Source organism: Neobacillus drentensis, assembly GCF_036966985.1.
Classification (GTDB): domain Bacteria; phylum Bacillota; class Bacilli; order Bacillales; family Cytobacillaceae; genus Neobacillus; species Neobacillus drentensis_E.
The window spans coordinates 152-14,434 of the sequence record NZ_JBALSN010000120.1 but is presented as its reverse complement, the minus strand read 5'-3'; the positions used below and the strand labels follow the sequence as shown (position 1 = coordinate 14,434).

Annotated in this window: 16 protein-coding genes and 2 pseudogenes; 2 read left to right on the top strand and 16 right to left on the bottom strand. The window is 36.0% G+C overall.

Features of this window, described 5'->3' with window-relative positions:
- Positions 1–130: 130 nt before the first annotated feature.
- From V7659_RS08405 to V7659_RS08395, 3 genes and pseudogenes are all read right to left on the bottom strand, one after another.
- Positions 131–1,231 (bottom strand): alkene reductase, encoded by a 1,101-nt coding sequence (locus V7659_RS08405; protein WP_026565602.1) that lies wholly within the window; start codon positions 1,229–1,231, stop codon positions 131–133.
- A 79-nt stretch (positions 1,232–1,310) separates the two neighbouring features.
- The gene (locus tag V7659_RS08400; protein ID WP_335539369.1) at positions 1,311–1,577 is read right to left on the bottom strand and encodes an ArsR/SmtB family transcription factor; all 267 of its coding nucleotides are present in this window, start codon (positions 1,575–1,577) and stop codon (positions 1,311–1,313) included.
- Between the two features lie 245 nt (positions 1,578–1,822).
- Positions 1,823–1,945 (bottom strand): annotated as a pseudogene (locus V7659_RS08395) (GntT/GntP/DsdX family permease); the annotation flags it as partial.
- An 89-nt stretch (positions 1,946–2,034) separates the two neighbouring features.
- Here V7659_RS08395 and V7659_RS08390 point away from each other — a divergent pair.
- Complete coding sequence (locus V7659_RS08390; protein ID WP_335539367.1) at positions 2,035–3,012, top strand: 3-hydroxyacyl-CoA dehydrogenase NAD-binding domain-containing protein; 978 nt, start codon at positions 2,035–2,037, stop codon at positions 3,010–3,012.
- 407 nt (positions 3,013–3,419) lie between these two features.
- On the opposite strand, the gene V7659_RS08385 is transcribed toward V7659_RS08390, so the two are convergent.
- The 6 genes from V7659_RS08385 to V7659_RS08360 form a co-directional block, all read right to left on the bottom strand.
- Positions 3,420–3,848, bottom strand: a complete 429-nt coding sequence (locus V7659_RS08385) for an organic hydroperoxide resistance protein (protein WP_335539365.1) — start codon at positions 3,846–3,848, stop codon at positions 3,420–3,422.
- Positions 3,849–3,976: 128 nt separating this feature from the next.
- Positions 3,977–4,642, bottom strand: coding sequence for an NAD(P)H:quinone oxidoreductase (wrbA, locus tag V7659_RS08380; RefSeq protein ID WP_335539363.1), 666 nt, complete (start codon positions 4,640–4,642; stop codon positions 3,977–3,979).
- Between the two features lie 127 nt (positions 4,643–4,769).
- Positions 4,770–5,378, bottom strand: a complete 609-nt coding sequence (locus tag V7659_RS08375; RefSeq protein WP_335539371.1) for an alpha/beta hydrolase — start codon at positions 5,376–5,378, stop codon at positions 4,770–4,772.
- 80 nt (positions 5,379–5,458) lie between these two features.
- On the bottom strand, positions 5,459–6,397 hold the full coding sequence (locus V7659_RS08370) for a ring-cleaving dioxygenase (RefSeq protein WP_335539361.1): 939 nt from the start codon (positions 6,395–6,397) through the stop codon (positions 5,459–5,461).
- Positions 6,398–6,792: 395 nt separating this feature from the next.
- Positions 6,793–7,188: a transcriptional regulator SpxA gene (spxA, locus tag V7659_RS08365; RefSeq protein WP_335539359.1), complete on the bottom strand. Its 396-nt coding sequence runs from the start codon at positions 7,186–7,188 to the stop codon at positions 6,793–6,795.
- A gap of 181 nt (positions 7,189–7,369) precedes the next feature.
- Complete coding sequence (locus V7659_RS08360; protein ID WP_335539358.1) at positions 7,370–7,786, bottom strand: nucleoside 2-deoxyribosyltransferase; 417 nt, start codon at positions 7,784–7,786, stop codon at positions 7,370–7,372.
- A 44-nt stretch (positions 7,787–7,830) separates the two neighbouring features.
- On the opposite strand from V7659_RS08360, the gene V7659_RS08355 reads away from it, so the two are divergent.
- Positions 7,831–8,016: a hypothetical protein gene (locus tag V7659_RS08355; RefSeq protein WP_335539357.1), complete on the top strand. Its 186-nt coding sequence runs from the start codon at positions 7,831–7,833 to the stop codon at positions 8,014–8,016.
- Between the two features lie 40 nt (positions 8,017–8,056).
- Here V7659_RS08355 and V7659_RS08350 read toward each other — a convergent pair whose 3' ends face one another.
- The 7 genes and pseudogenes from V7659_RS08350 to V7659_RS08320 all read right to left on the bottom strand — a co-directional run bounded on the left by V7659_RS08350 (position 8,057) and on the right by V7659_RS08320 (position 13,786).
- On the bottom strand, positions 8,057–9,382 hold the full coding sequence (locus tag V7659_RS08350) for a glycosyl hydrolase family 18 protein (RefSeq protein ID WP_335539355.1): 1,326 nt from the start codon (positions 9,380–9,382) through the stop codon (positions 8,057–8,059).
- 79 nt (positions 9,383–9,461) lie between these two features.
- The gene (gene cdaS, locus V7659_RS08345; RefSeq protein ID WP_335539353.1) at positions 9,462–10,088 is read right to left on the bottom strand and encodes a sporulation-specific diadenylate cyclase CdaS; all 627 of its coding nucleotides are present in this window, start codon (positions 10,086–10,088) and stop codon (positions 9,462–9,464) included.
- 593 nt (positions 10,089–10,681) lie between these two features.
- A complete protein-coding gene (gene wrbA, locus V7659_RS08340; protein ID WP_335539351.1) occupies positions 10,682–11,305 on the bottom strand; it encodes an NAD(P)H:quinone oxidoreductase in 624 nt (207 codons plus the stop codon).
- 387 nt (positions 11,306–11,692) lie between these two features.
- Positions 11,693–12,298 carry a nitroreductase family protein gene (locus tag V7659_RS08335; protein WP_335539350.1) on the bottom strand — a complete coding sequence of 202 codons (606 nt, stop codon included), beginning with the start codon at positions 12,296–12,298 and terminating at the stop codon, positions 11,693–11,695.
- A 193-nt stretch (positions 12,299–12,491) separates the two neighbouring features.
- A complete protein-coding gene (locus V7659_RS08330; RefSeq protein ID WP_335539349.1) occupies positions 12,492–13,100 on the bottom strand; it encodes a flavin reductase family protein in 609 nt (202 codons plus the stop codon).
- Between the two features lie 22 nt (positions 13,101–13,122).
- Positions 13,123–13,605, bottom strand: a pseudogene (locus tag V7659_RS08325) (VOC family protein); the annotation flags it as partial.
- A complete protein-coding gene (locus tag V7659_RS08320; RefSeq protein ID WP_335539348.1) occupies positions 13,571–13,786 on the bottom strand; it encodes an acetoacetate decarboxylase family protein in 216 nt (71 codons plus the stop codon). The gene V7659_RS08320 and the pseudogene V7659_RS08325, both read right to left, overlap by 35 nt.
- Between the last annotated feature and the right edge of the window lie 497 nt (positions 13,787–14,283).

Here is a 14,283-nt window from a genome sequence, read left to right as displayed (position 1 = left end):
ATAAATCTTTGCTGTATTGGACATGTGCAATTTTCTCCTCCATATCATTATTAATTTCTATATTTCTATAAACACTGAAATAATGTACAAAATGAAAGAAGCTATATAAGCTTCTTTCTATTCTAGTGCTTTAAATTAATGTATGAAGATGCTTCTTAACATCGTATTCTTCTATTTCTTTTCCATTTTTTAAACGATGAATAAAATCAGGATTAGAAATGAATGGACGTCCGAAAGCAGCGACATCAATTATTCCTTCTTCTATCGCCTGATTCGCCATTTCCGGATTTAATGTACCTACCCCAATAATGACACCATCCCAGTATTTTCTGACCAATTGATGCATTGTTTTTCCATCTGCAAGCACTCGATCAAATTGCATAATCGATGGGTGAATCATTGTTGCACCCGCTTCCTTAAATGCCTCAACAAATGTACGAATAGCCATTTCTGGATCTTCCCACATGTAATTTGGTATATCTGCTTTAAGAGCAGAGAATCGGATCATTGTTCGTTCTGTTCCGATTGCGGCGATAACTGCTTTAATTACTTCCTTCATGAACGTTAATCTTTGAGCAAGGTTACCGCCATATTCGTCTGTACGATGATTGGTTATATCTGAATTAAATTGGTCAATTAAGTATCCGTGGGCACCATGAATTTCCACACCGTCAAAGCCTGCTGCTATTGCATTTTTCGCAGCTTGCGCATATTGATTGATTACTTCATTAATATCATCATTTGTCATTTCTTCAGGAACATCATATGGCTTACGGAAACGAGAGACAAGGCCTTCAGCTAGAATAGCTGATGGTGCTTGAGGAGGCAGATTTCCAGCAAGCTCATGATGAGATAAACGACCAACATGCCATATTTGAGCGATCATTGTTCCTCCCTCTTTATGCACAGCATCAGTTACTTTTTTCCATCCCTTAATTTGTTCGTCTGAATAAATGCCTGGAACTCCAGGATTGCCTTTTCCACGAGGACTTATGACCGTTCCTTCTGAAATGATTAAACCAACGCCATCTGCAGCACGTTTTCGGTAATATTCAACAATATCCTCTCCTACTACACCCGTCTGATCATCTGCAAAGGTTCTTGTTAACGGTGCCATTGCGATACGTGAGCGTAAATTCCAAGCTCCGATTTTTATCGGTTCAAACAATTTACTGTCTAAACCTTTTTTTAAATTTCCCCAATTATTTGTTTCTTTGCTAATTTGACCCATATATTCTCCTCCGTTCATTTCAATTATTCAGTATTTCTATATATACTGAAATTGAAATTAAAATTATTCCGCTTTAACATTAAAGTAAAGTGGGAGCGTATTGTGCAATAACTTCTCGTTGTAAACTGTAAAATCTGAAGGTTCCCTCTCTGCGAACTGCTAATAATCCGCAATCGAGTAATGGTTTTAAATGATGTGTCAATGTTGAATTGGCAGGGACTTTTAATTGATTTGCCATTTCCAGGCAAGCTAACTCTGATTGCCCTGCAAGTAATCTTACGATTTGTAAACGAGTCGATTCACCTAGTGCCTTATAGACTTTTACCGCAATATCATCATCTTTCACCGCTAAAAACCTCCTTTCAACAATTCTTATTTCAGTATTTCTAGAAATATTGTATTTAATCAGAGATGCTCTGTCAAGAGAGTCCTTTTCCTTTTTTAATTCAAAGGCTGTTTTCTTAATTTAAGAATGTGATTGTGATTTCCTAATCAAGGAGAGAAGCTCAAAATTAGCTTCTCTCCTTCGCGTAAAACATTTAAGATGTGTCACTTAAACTTCCTCTATAGTTTCTAATAGTAGTATGGTTTCTAAACAAACAAATTAAGCAATAATACACCGCCAAAAGCAACAAATGAAAGGATTGTCTCCAGCACTGTCCACGTTTTAAAGGTTTCTTTCACGGATAATCCCAGGTATTCTTTTACCATCCATGAACGATTAGAAGAATAAAGGATTATCTTTAGGTAAAAATATCAGTGACTTCAGCCTAAAAATTTCTAGAGGAGGAAACATATTAGCTATGAATACGATGAATAAACAAACTAACAATCCCCTGTTACCCGAAGATCTACGTCGATTCAACCCTGTTACGGTTATTGGAGCCGGTGTGATTGGGATTTCGTGGACGGCCTTATTTCTTGCAAAAGGTTTAGAGGTACGAGTAAACGATGTTCGTCCTGACCTAGAGGAAGTTGTGCATGAAGGAATAAAACAGATTATCCCAACGTTACGTGAACTTGGACTTCCAACTGAAGGACTTACAAATCGACTAGTAATTGAGCAAAACCTGGAACGTGCGCTTGACGGTGCCGCTGTTGTACAAGAAAACGGCCCCGAACGTATAGGCTTTAAACAGGAGTTATACAATCAAATCGAACAATTTGTGAATAGAGAAACATTATTGTTTTCATCCTCTTCGGGTTTAAAAGCAAGCGATATATCAGAGCAAATGGAAGATCCAGAGCATATGTTAATCGGCCATCCTTTTAATCCACCACATCTTGTCCCATTGGTCGAGATTGTGCCTGGAAAAAATACGTCTTCTAGTGCGGTTGAAAAAGCGGTGGCTTTTTATGAAGCGTTAGGTAAGCACCCACTTGTGTTGAAGAAAGAAATACCCGGATTTGTAGCGAACCGTTTACAATCAGCATTATTCAGGGAGGCCATTCACTTGGTATTAGAAGGTGTTGTTTCGATCAAGGACCTTGATGAAATTGTAACAAGCTCGATTGGTCTTCGATGGGCAGCAGGTGGACCATTCTTGACTTTCCACCTGGGAGGTGGAAAAGGAGGATTTCCTGCCTTTCTCAAACACCTAGGTCCTGGAATGGAGGCACTTTGGGATAACCTTGGTAGTCCACGACTTGATGAAACTACGATTCAATCATTATCCGAACAGGCTAACTCTTCTTTTGGCAACATCTCTGAAAAGCAGCTTGAAGAAGAGCGTGATCGTCGACAATTATACGTACTCCATGCACTTAATGAGAAAAAGTAAAAACTCCTATTCACACTATATTAAATATGGAAGGATTTGCCATATTCTTTCCCATTAGGAACATGATTTTATAGGTTAAAGCTGAACAGATTTTTTACATCATGAAAAAAAGGATAAGATTAAAAAAATGATTACATTAAAGAGCTGCCTGGAGTATTAAAGGATATTTTAGAAGGAAAAATACGTGGATGAACGATTGTTAAATTATAACATGTTTAGTTTAAATCCTTTTGTTATGATTTCAGTATTATGTTTAAAACGCCTCAGAATTTGTGCTGAGGCGTTTTAACGTGATTCTCGGTATTATTTTGAAAATAAGAATGTAAGACAAACTTACATTGCAAAACACAGTCCTCGATAAGGCTTATATGCTTATAAATAAATTAGTACCAAGCAACGAATTGGATTTATTCAACAACCTGGAGAGTGACGTCAATATTCCCTCTTGTTGCTTTTGAGTATGGACAGAATTCGTGGGCCTTATGTACAAGCTCTTCTAATTTTTTCTTTTCCACACCTGTCCCTTTTACTTGCAATGTTACCGCAATTTTGAATCCATCATCAGCCTCATCCTTTAAGAAATCCACATTTGCAGTTACTTGTGATTCGAATTTGACATGTTCTTTCCTAGCCATGTGCTGTAATGCCCCATCAAAACAAGCGGAATAACCGCAAGCGAACAACTGTTCAGGATTCGTGGCATTTGGAATTTCTTTCGCTCTTGGGGAGCCTGGCATTGCTAGATCCACTTTTATTTTGCCATCAGAGGATTCAACTCTGCCTTGTCTTCCTCCAGTAGCTGTTGCAGATGATGTGAATAATGGTTTTGTAGTCATCAATTTTCTCCTTTTTTGAGATGATGTCTTGCCCTAATGTTCACAAAGAGAGAGCTTATTACCCTCTACTCAAAACCTAACATTTTGAAAAGCTAATCGGAATATTTCCGACTAGCTTTTCAAGAATTTTATTGATTCGCTTTTTTGACCCACTCGGCAACAGTAACTGTACGTTTAGCTTGATGTTTAACAGCTGCCTGAACATCTTCGATCATTTTCCCATCTTGTCCAACAGTAACACTTGTTCCATAAGGGTTACCGCCTGCACCAAAGGTAACTGGATCAGTATAACCAGGAGCTGCTACAATGGCACCCCAATGATACATGGTTGTATAAAGGGATAAAATCGTTGCCTCTTGACCGCCATGAGGATTTTGTGCAGAAGCCATGGCACTTACTACTTTGTTTACAAGCTTTCCGTTAAACCATAAGCCTCCTGTTGTATCCAAAAACTGCTTCATTTGTGCTGGCATGTTACCAAATCGAGTAGGTACGCTGAAAATAATGGCATCTGCCCATTCTAAATCGTTTAATGTTACCTCAGGTACTGCCTTCGTTGCTTCAACATGTGCTTTCCAACCCGGATTTCCTTCAATAACTGATTGTGGAGCAAGTTCAGGGACTTTTAATACTTTAACTTCTGCACCCGCTTCTTTTGCTCCTTCTTCAGCCCATTTTGCTAGTTGGTAGTTTGTTCCACCCATGCTGTAATAAATTACGGCTAATTTTACATTTGTCATTGTTTCAATCTCCTTTTTTGATGAATCTCCAAATAGTTTAGATAAAAAACCCATTTTAATACACCACCTATTTTCTCAATCATTTTCAATTAATATTCATAATTAGGCATTTTAACTTTTTGATTCCCAATTAAAAAACCAGTTGAGTATCATTCATTACATAGTCTATCCGAAATATTTTTTATTTAAATAATTTGCGATACCATTGAGCCGCGGCTTCTACCTCTTCAACGGTTAGCTGATGGCCTTTGTTCTCCCAATGAAGTTCAACCTTTGCGTTTGCGTGCTCAAGTAACGATTGTAGTTCAGCCGATTCCAGTGGTGAACAGATTGGGTCATTTGTTCCAGCCGCAATAAATACTGATTTCCCTGACAAATCTGGAAGATCCATTCCTTTTCTCGGCACCATTGGATGATGGAGAATGGCACCCTTTAATGCATCTTGATAGTGGAATAATAAACTAGCCGCAATATTCGCACCATTAGAATACCCGATAGCAATAATATTATTCCGGTCAAAATCATATTTTTGAGATGCTTCGTCAAGAAACTCATTTAATTCTTTTGTTCGGAATATTAAATCTTCCTCATCAAATACTCCTTCCGCTAATCTTCGGAAAAATCGAGGCATGCCATTTTCTAATATATTTCCCCGTACACTTAATACTGAAGCCTCATTATCAATTCTTCCCGCAAGAGGAAGCAGGTCTAATTCATTTCCACCTGTACCATGAAGCAATAGTAAAGTTGGTTTTGATGAATTAGTCCCCTTATTAAATATATGTTTCATCATTTATCTCCTCCCAGAACGCGAACCTCCACATATGGTAAGGTTTCTTGTAATTCTTCATGCTTTGACTCTAAAGTGAATTAATCTAATTCTCTTACTTCAATCGGAATCAACACTTGTTCAATTTGTCCTCTATGAGATTCATATTGTGATGGCAGCATCAAATTTTCTCCCATCGTTGCGTGTGTTTCATCATGAGCGAATCCTGGTGGATCTGTTGCAATTTCAAATAGAATTTCCCCATGTTCTCTAAAGTAAATGGCATTAAAGTAGTTTCTATCTTGAACTGGTGTAACACCATAACCGTTCGCCTCAACATACCTCTTCCAATCCAATTGATCCTGGTCATCCTTAGCCCGCCATGCAATGTGGTGGACTGTTCCTACACCCATTTGACCGCGTCCAATAGGAGTTAATTTAAGGTCGATAATATTTCCGATATCTGCAGAAGAACGATAACGAGCGAAATCTCCTTCTTTTCCGATTAATTCGAGTCCCATTACTTTTTCTAACAATTCCCCGGTTTTATTAGGTTGTGCCGATAATAGAGTTGCGCCGCCAAACCCTTTAATCGCAACTTCAGGAGTTACCCCACCGAAAGTGAATGTATTGACTTCACCTTCTTCTCTTTCAACAATTTCCAAGTGAAGCCCATGCGGGTCATCAAATTCTAAATATTGCTCTCCAAAGCGTTCCATTTTAGTAAATGAAACATTGAATTTTTCCAATCTATTTTCCCAAAATTCCAATGCACCCTTTGGAACAACATAAGAAGTGACCCCTACTTGACCATCACCAATAATTCCTTGACGAGCATCTGGCCATGGGAAAAAGGTAATAATCGTACCTGGTTTTCCCCCTTCATTACCGAAATAAAGATGATAAGTACCAGGATCATCAAAATTTACCGTTTGTTTCACTAATCGTAACCCTAGAACTCCAGCGTAGAAATCTACATTTTCCTGCGGATGCCCTACAATTGCTGTTATATGGTGAATACCCATAGTTTTCTTAGTCATTTTTGTCACTCCATTTTTTAATGATTTTTTTACGAAACATGTTCAATTGTCTGATCCTTAGTAGAACAATTTAAATTTTATTAATCTAATCTATAAATTATTTTCTGCAAATAATGCGATTAAACTCTTATCAAACAACTGCATTAAATTCAAAAATCTCTAATTAAAGATATTTAATCTAAAAATTTATTTTTTCACTCTTTTATTAACTTTTTTCAAAAGATTAACTAGTATTTGAGCCTCATCCTTATTTAATGTACCGAAAATATCATCCACCACTTCCTTTAACAAAATATCTCACATTAATATATCTCTAATACGAGATATTAATAAAAATAATATTATACGATGTTATTTTAGAGAATATATTTTTTTATTTGTTTTAAACCTTATATTTAATAAATCATTCGTTGAGCTTCACGAAGTTGAAAAGTACGATTTTTACGTGGCATAAATCTACGAATTTCTTCTTGGTTATATCCGACTTGTAACTTTTTTTCATCAATGATTAATGGTGTTCGTAATAATTCTGGGTTATCTTTAATGATCTTGTACAATTCTTGAAGTGATAAAGATTCAATGTTGCCATTCAATTTTTGAAAAGCTTTCGAATTTTTTGAAATGATTTGATCTGTACCATATTCTGTTAGTCGAAGAATATTTTTAATCTCATCGATCGTAATCGGTTCAGATAAAATGTTTCTTTCTTTGTAAGCAATTTGGTGGTCCTCAAGCCAAGCTTTAGCTTTACGGCAATATACACAACTAGGTGTTAAATATAAAGTTACCATTTTAACAAGACCTTCCATTTAATACTTTTAATGAATTTATCTCAAATCTAATTATCTCAATTTCAAGATAACTTAATTATAAATAATTTTATCAATTTGTCAACAATCTATTTTTTATATTAAAAAATGGAAAAAATTTTATTATTACCTAATGTATCATTTCCGTTGTTGTTATAAATTTTTAAGTTACAGCTCCATGATAAAGTATTCGAGGCAATTTATTAAAATCATACTGAATTACTTTATCAAAGCTATCTAAATAAGCATGTGAAGATTGTGCAAACATAAGATTTACCACTTTTTCTTTTGTATTAAAAATAATTATAGGTTTTTTAAGCGACCATGCATATCCCACTTCCCACATTGTTCCAGGATCCTGATCGTTATAAACTGCAAAGATAATATCGCTATACTGAATGGCATTTACATCCGTAACAAAGTTTTGATATTGCCATTGATAAGATCCAAAAGGAAACTCACTTTTGTATTTTCGTGCAGAAAAAACATTTAATCCTTTATTAAATAAAATTATTTCTAATTTTTCTAACAGTGCAATTTGTTCTGAGTTAAAAAATGGTCCCGCCAAATATACGTTCATTTATTGACCTCCAAATGTTTATAAACATAATTATTAGGAGGTTTATGAAAATAGAAATCCTAAGTAAAATTTTTTTAAAAGTTTCAAAAATTTTAAATCATTTTCTGATTTTACAAAAGAAAAGCTACAAGGGATTGCAAAGAAAAAAACCAGGAGACCCCCTGCAAGAAAAACAGGTTTCTTTACAAATTGTTAGTCTACTCTTAAAACCAGTCAATAGCATTTATTAAGTCCCCTGGAACAGATTGATTGTATTAAGGTATAACAATATTAGTGCACATTGAATTCCTCTAGTAACATTTTTTCTGTTTGAGGCATGGTTAGACCTAAATGCCAGCATCCCATTCCAGCTAGTCCATATTGGCGAACTAGTCGGAACTTAACCAGTAAGCTGCGTGGGTCTTCAAACCACACTTCGTGTAGATTTCCTTTATTGTCAACATAACGGAACCAAGGTGCAGCAGCACTCTCATTATAGTGTACCGGACTTTGATATCCTGTGTATAAATCAATGGCATGTTGAGTGGAATAAGCAGAACCTGAACGCTTATTTGTTCCTATAACCCAATCATATGCGTATTGAGGAATTCCCAGCATTAACCTTGATTTATCTACAACAGAAACTGCATAATCAAGTGTAGCTTTTACTCTGTCTATCGGAGCGATTGGGCCTGAAGGACCTCCTGGCCAGTGCCAATCATAAGTCATCAAAAACATTCTATCCAAGTATTTGCCGAGCGTTCGATAATCATAACCTGCAGAATAAGATGGCATTTGAGCACCTTCTTTTGGAGGAACGGCCATCATAACTTCCATTCCCGCCGGATGAAGTTTTGAAGCTAATTCCTTAATAAACTGGTTAAGGTTAGCCCGATCTTTTGTTTTAACCTGTTCAAAGTCAATTACTACTCCTTTGTAATCGTGACTATCTAAAAGGGAATATATATTATTGACAAATTTTTGTCGTAACCATGTCGTACTGATTAACCGATTTGTAAGATTAGGATCAAATCCTTTTTCACTTAAATTTGTAAGTGTAGCAAAAGGTGGAAGATTTTCTTTCCAAGCAATCTTATGCGCCTGGTTTTCTGGTGTTTCGATGATATTTCCTTGTTCATCGGACCGATACTCAAAAACGAAAATACTAGTAAGAGTCTTTTTATAGTTATTAAGCATCCAAGCATTTGAATTCTTATCTTTTGGAACAAAATAAGTTCCAGTCCAAATATTCATTTTTGGCGGCCTAGGAATACTTAATTTCTGACCAGGGACAATTACTCGACTCTTTAAATGATTTTGTCTCATTAATGTTATTTCACTAATTGCGTGACGGTTAGCGATCTCCCAAATACTGTCGCCTTGCTGGACAATATAAGTCGAACCAGGTATCATCATTGCCTGTCCAAGGACTAATTGAGTATTTTTAGCTAAACCGTTTAGCTTAGCTAGGTCCTCTTCGTCTACTTTGTATTGATTTGAAATTTTGGTTAGGCTTTCACCAGGTTTCACTTCATGGATGACTTGAGCACAAGCGAAAATGGGAGTCATTAAAACCACACTAACTGAAATTAAGTAAAACAAAAGTATCTTTATCATATGAATCCTCCTAGAATAATTTTTCTAAATCGTAATATCTCATATTGTTTTGAGACCGGATATTCTTTAGTTTATGACGTTAAAAAACAATGGGCTGTTGAGTATTAATAGGATATAGTTTTCCCTCTAAGGCAAAAGAAATTTTGCCCGTTTCTTCGGATACCACTAATACAAGTGCGTCGCTTCTTTCTGTTATTCCAAGTGCTGCTCTGTGACGTGTCCCCAGTTTTTTACCCTCTATATTCTTTGGTGTTAAAGGAAGGACATTTGCTGCAGAAACCACTTCGTTTCCCCTAATTAATACTGCCCCATCATGCAACGGGTTCCCTGGGTAAAAGATGGATTCCAATAATTTAGGCGTTACTGATGCTCCTAAAGTCGTACCTTTTTGAATGATAGGCTCAACTGAATCACCACGTTGAACTACAATCAGGGCACCATGTCTATGTTTCGAGAGGTTTTGAACAGAGTTGGATAAATCTTCATAAGTGTCAGTAAAAGATGATAAATAACAATTTAAGTAAAATGAGGCCGCCATTGATTCAATTTCAATTAAATGTTGTTTTACATCCTCGAGACTTCCCAATAAACAATAATTTTCGTTACTAAGTACTTCTAAATTTGATTGCAGCAGAAGAATCAGGTTTTGAATACCATCTTCTAATTGTTGTTTCATAGGTGAAAAATCACAATTATTGCTGTCCATGCATGGACCCTCCATATACATTTTTATCTTGTAGGACTATTGAACATTAAATTCCCTTAGTAATATCTCCTCTGTTTGTGGCATAGAGGTACCTAAATGCCAGTAACCTAATCCTCCTAATCCATATTCTTTAACTACCCTGAGTTTAGCAAGAAGACTACGGAGGCCTTTAAACCATTCTTCATGAGAAGTTCCATTTTTATCTAAGATATCTTAAACCAAGGAGAAGCTACCATTTCATCATAATAAAAATAGTATTAGTTAGTTGTTCAGTTAATATAAAATGGTAAATCCATCCAAATCAATACATTTTAGTCAAATAAAAATAAGGATCCCATACTAGGCTCCTATTATTTGCTTATTTATTGCTTTATTTGCTTTAAATAATACAAATAAAAATCTCAAAATGGTACATTTAAAATACAGTATGTAATAATAAAAACATCTAGTTAGATAATTCTGGTGAAAATCGAAAAAAAATTAACGAATATTTTCAGGAGATCCTTTTAGGTCCAAGCTGGTTATAATCGACCTCATCCTCACTTATTAGCATCAGTAATTTTGATTTTTTCTTGAAGTAACTCGGTAATTAATTATTGATTAGCTTTTTTTACCCATTCTGCTATTGTAACTGTACGGTTTGCCTGATGCTTAACGGCCGCTTGAACAGCAGAAAACTCTTCAACCATTTTCCCATTCTGATCAACAGTAACACTTGTTCCATATGGGTTTCCTCCAGCTCCAAATATCACTTGATCAGTATATCCTGGAGTGGCAATAATCGCTCCCCAGTGATGCATTGTTGTATAAAGCGACAATATGGTTGCCTCTTGTCCACCATGTGGGTTTTGTGCGGATGTCATCGCACTTACCACTTTATTAACCAGTTTCCCATTAAACCATAAACTGCCTGTTGTGTCTAAAAACTGTTTCATTTGTGATGGCATATTACCAAAACGAGTTGGAACACTGAAAATAATTGCGTCTGCCCATTCTAAATCACCTAGTGATACTGTTGGAATGCATACTCCAACTTCCTCATAAAAGTTCTTCCACGCAGGGTTAGAATCAATAACTGATTGAGGAGCAAATTCTGGAACTGTTAATATTTTAACCTCTGCACCAGCTTCCTTCGCCCCCTCAGCAGCCCATTGTGCTAACTGATAATTTGTACCTGTTGAACTATATAAGATGATTGCAAGATTTACATTAGACATATTGCCAATCTCCTTTTCATTTAAAAAATAATAAAATTAAAACTTTATTAGAAATTCAAATATATGTTGCCCTTGCTTCTATTTTCAATCCTAAGTTTTACACCTTTCCTCATATTTTTTACCACAAAAAAAATAATCGAAAGATTTTAAGATTCGTTATGTTATTTTCTATTTGCTTTTTTGCCCATTTAGCAACAGTTACAGGACGTTTTGCTTGACGCCTTCAACAAGTCATTTTGATAGTTGGTCATTTGTCCCACCAATGCCATAATAAATGACGACAAATAAAAAAACTAATCGGAATTGTATCCGATTAGTTTTTTCATTGCACCCCAATGTGAGCTTCTTTCGCTCCAATCAACTGGCAAGTTTAACAGAGCCATAATTTTATTTAAATACTTTAACACGATCTTCTATTGGTTGGAACTGCTTCTCTTTAGGTGATGCAGTTGGCTTACCAAATGGCATTTGGGCTATCATTTTCCAACTACTTGGAATTCCCCATTTCTTTTTAACTTCATTGTCAATAAGTGGATTATAGTGTTGTAATGAAGCACCAAACCCTTCAAGCTCCAGCGAGGTCCATATTACATATTGAAGCATCCCGTTAGATTGTTGAGCCCAAACGGGGAAATTTTCGGCATACGATGAAAATTGTTTTTGATAAGATTCAATTACTGCCATTTCTTCAAAAAATAAGACGGTGCCATATCCACTTCCAAAGGCATTCATTTTTTCTTCAGTAGGAGCAAAGTTTTCAGCTGGAACGATTTTCCTCAACGTTTCAGTTGTAATACTCCACAAGTTAGTGTGATGTTCTCCTAATAAAAGAACTACTCTTTGTGCTTGAGTGTTGAATTCTGAAGGGGTATGCTTTACCGCATGATTTATTACTTCTTGAATTCTTTCATCAGATACAACTGGTTCACTGCTAATCCCATAAAAGGTACGTCGGCCCTCTACTGCGGTATAAAAATCCTTCGATCCTGTCATTTTATTATCTCCTGTTCATTCTATATAATGTTTAATATCAAAATTCAATTTTAATAATTCCTCTTTTTAAATTTCTTTATACCATTTTCACTCCAGCTAATAGCTCTTTGGCTGTTATTCCCGTCTAAATCATTTTTTTGTTACGCTTCGTAAAAAATCATTTAATTCATTTGTTCGATGGGATTTACAAGGACTATTTAGGTCTTTCTATTTCAAAAATCTCGCCAATTTTTGCATAATTATTGCCAGCCAAACGGCTTACAGCGGCTAAGCCACTAGGGTTTATTCTTCCCTTTTCATAAATTTCATTATCAATATGAAATTGAACCACTTTTCCGATAATAAGATCACAGCCAGGTGCTTCCAAACCTCCTAATTCTACGGAATGTTCTAAAACACACTCCATTCGGATTTTTGCTTCCTCTACTCCTGGAACAGAAATTTTTAAGCTTTTAATAGGAGTTAAATTTGCTAACTTAATCTCACTCTGATCTGGAGGCAGGATTGCCGCTGTTTTATTTACTTTTTCAACATTTTGTTCATCCACAATATGGACAACGAATTCCTTGGCCTCGATGATGTTTCTTGCTGTATCCTTCTGTCTTCCTTCCGGCCGTTGAATCGCTAATGAAATTATTGGCGGATTAGCTGTAACAATATTAAAATAACTGAATGGCGCACCATTCAAAATACCATCTTTCGAAATCGTTGTGACGAAAGCAATCGGTCTAGGTATAATGCTTCCTATTAAAAATTTATAATTTTCCCTTTCGGTATTTGCGGCTGGGTCTATTGAAAGCAAAGCAATCATTCCTTTTCGTTAATTAATCTAATTCTCTCACTTCTAATGGAAGCAATGCGCGCTCAATTTGTCCTCTATGTGGTTCGTATTGTGAAGGCAACATCAATTTTTCTCCCATTATTGCGTATGTTTCATCATAAGCGAACCCTGGTGGATCCGTTGCAATTTCAAATAGAATTTCCCCATGTTCTCTAAAGTAAATCGCATTAAAGTAGTTTCTGTCCCTTACCGGGGTTACTCCATATCCATTTCTCTCTACAAATCTCTTCCAATCCAATTGATCCTGGTCATCTTTAGCCTGCCATGCAATGTGGTGTACTGTACCCACAACCATTTGACCGAGTCCAATAGGCGTTAATTTTAGGTCAATGATATTTCCGATATCAGCTGAGGAACGATAACGAGCGAAATCTCCTTCTTTTCCGATAAAGTCGAGTCCCATTACTTTTTCTAGCAATTCCCCCGTTTTGTTAGGTCGTACTGAAAATATAGTTGCGCCGCCAAACCGACCTACAAAGCGGAGAGGTAACCTCCATTGGTTCCGGAACCATTTTTCTTAAGCGTACCAGATCGGTTCTATATATAATGTTCAGGTATTCGCGTTTATAAAAATGATAGGTTCCTAAAGGGAACGCCCCTGCATCTAACGGAGTTGTAAATTGCTTAACCACTTCTTCCTTTCTCATCTGAAAGACGCCTTCCTTACCTTTTCAGGTTCTGTAATATTCCATTTTGCTATTTAGCTTGACCTATGGGGACTATTTCTACTACCTCATCAGCGTTTTATTTTTGGTATCGAGGAGAATTAAGAGAACGCGGACTTGCAACCTTAAGTAAGGCTTAAGGCACCAGTTTGCTAATATGTACCGCTAAAGATTAACTCGATTTTCGTTATATCCAGTCAATTTTTGTATCGGACTGAAAATAAATTTCACACACTTTAGCTAATGCACTTTTAATCGGAACGTATTTAAACTATCCCTTACTAATCAATCAAAAAAATAAGAGCCAACAATTTTGTTGACTCTTTAATAAATTTCCTATGCTTATAATTATTGTTGATTAAGTTTTATAAGGGCTAAACCGCGTTTTCATTTCCGTGGTAGCTTTCTTTTTTCAAAAACAACTGACAGTGCCAATCAACTAAAAAGTATGAGCTAAATCCTTTGCTCTTGCAATTGCA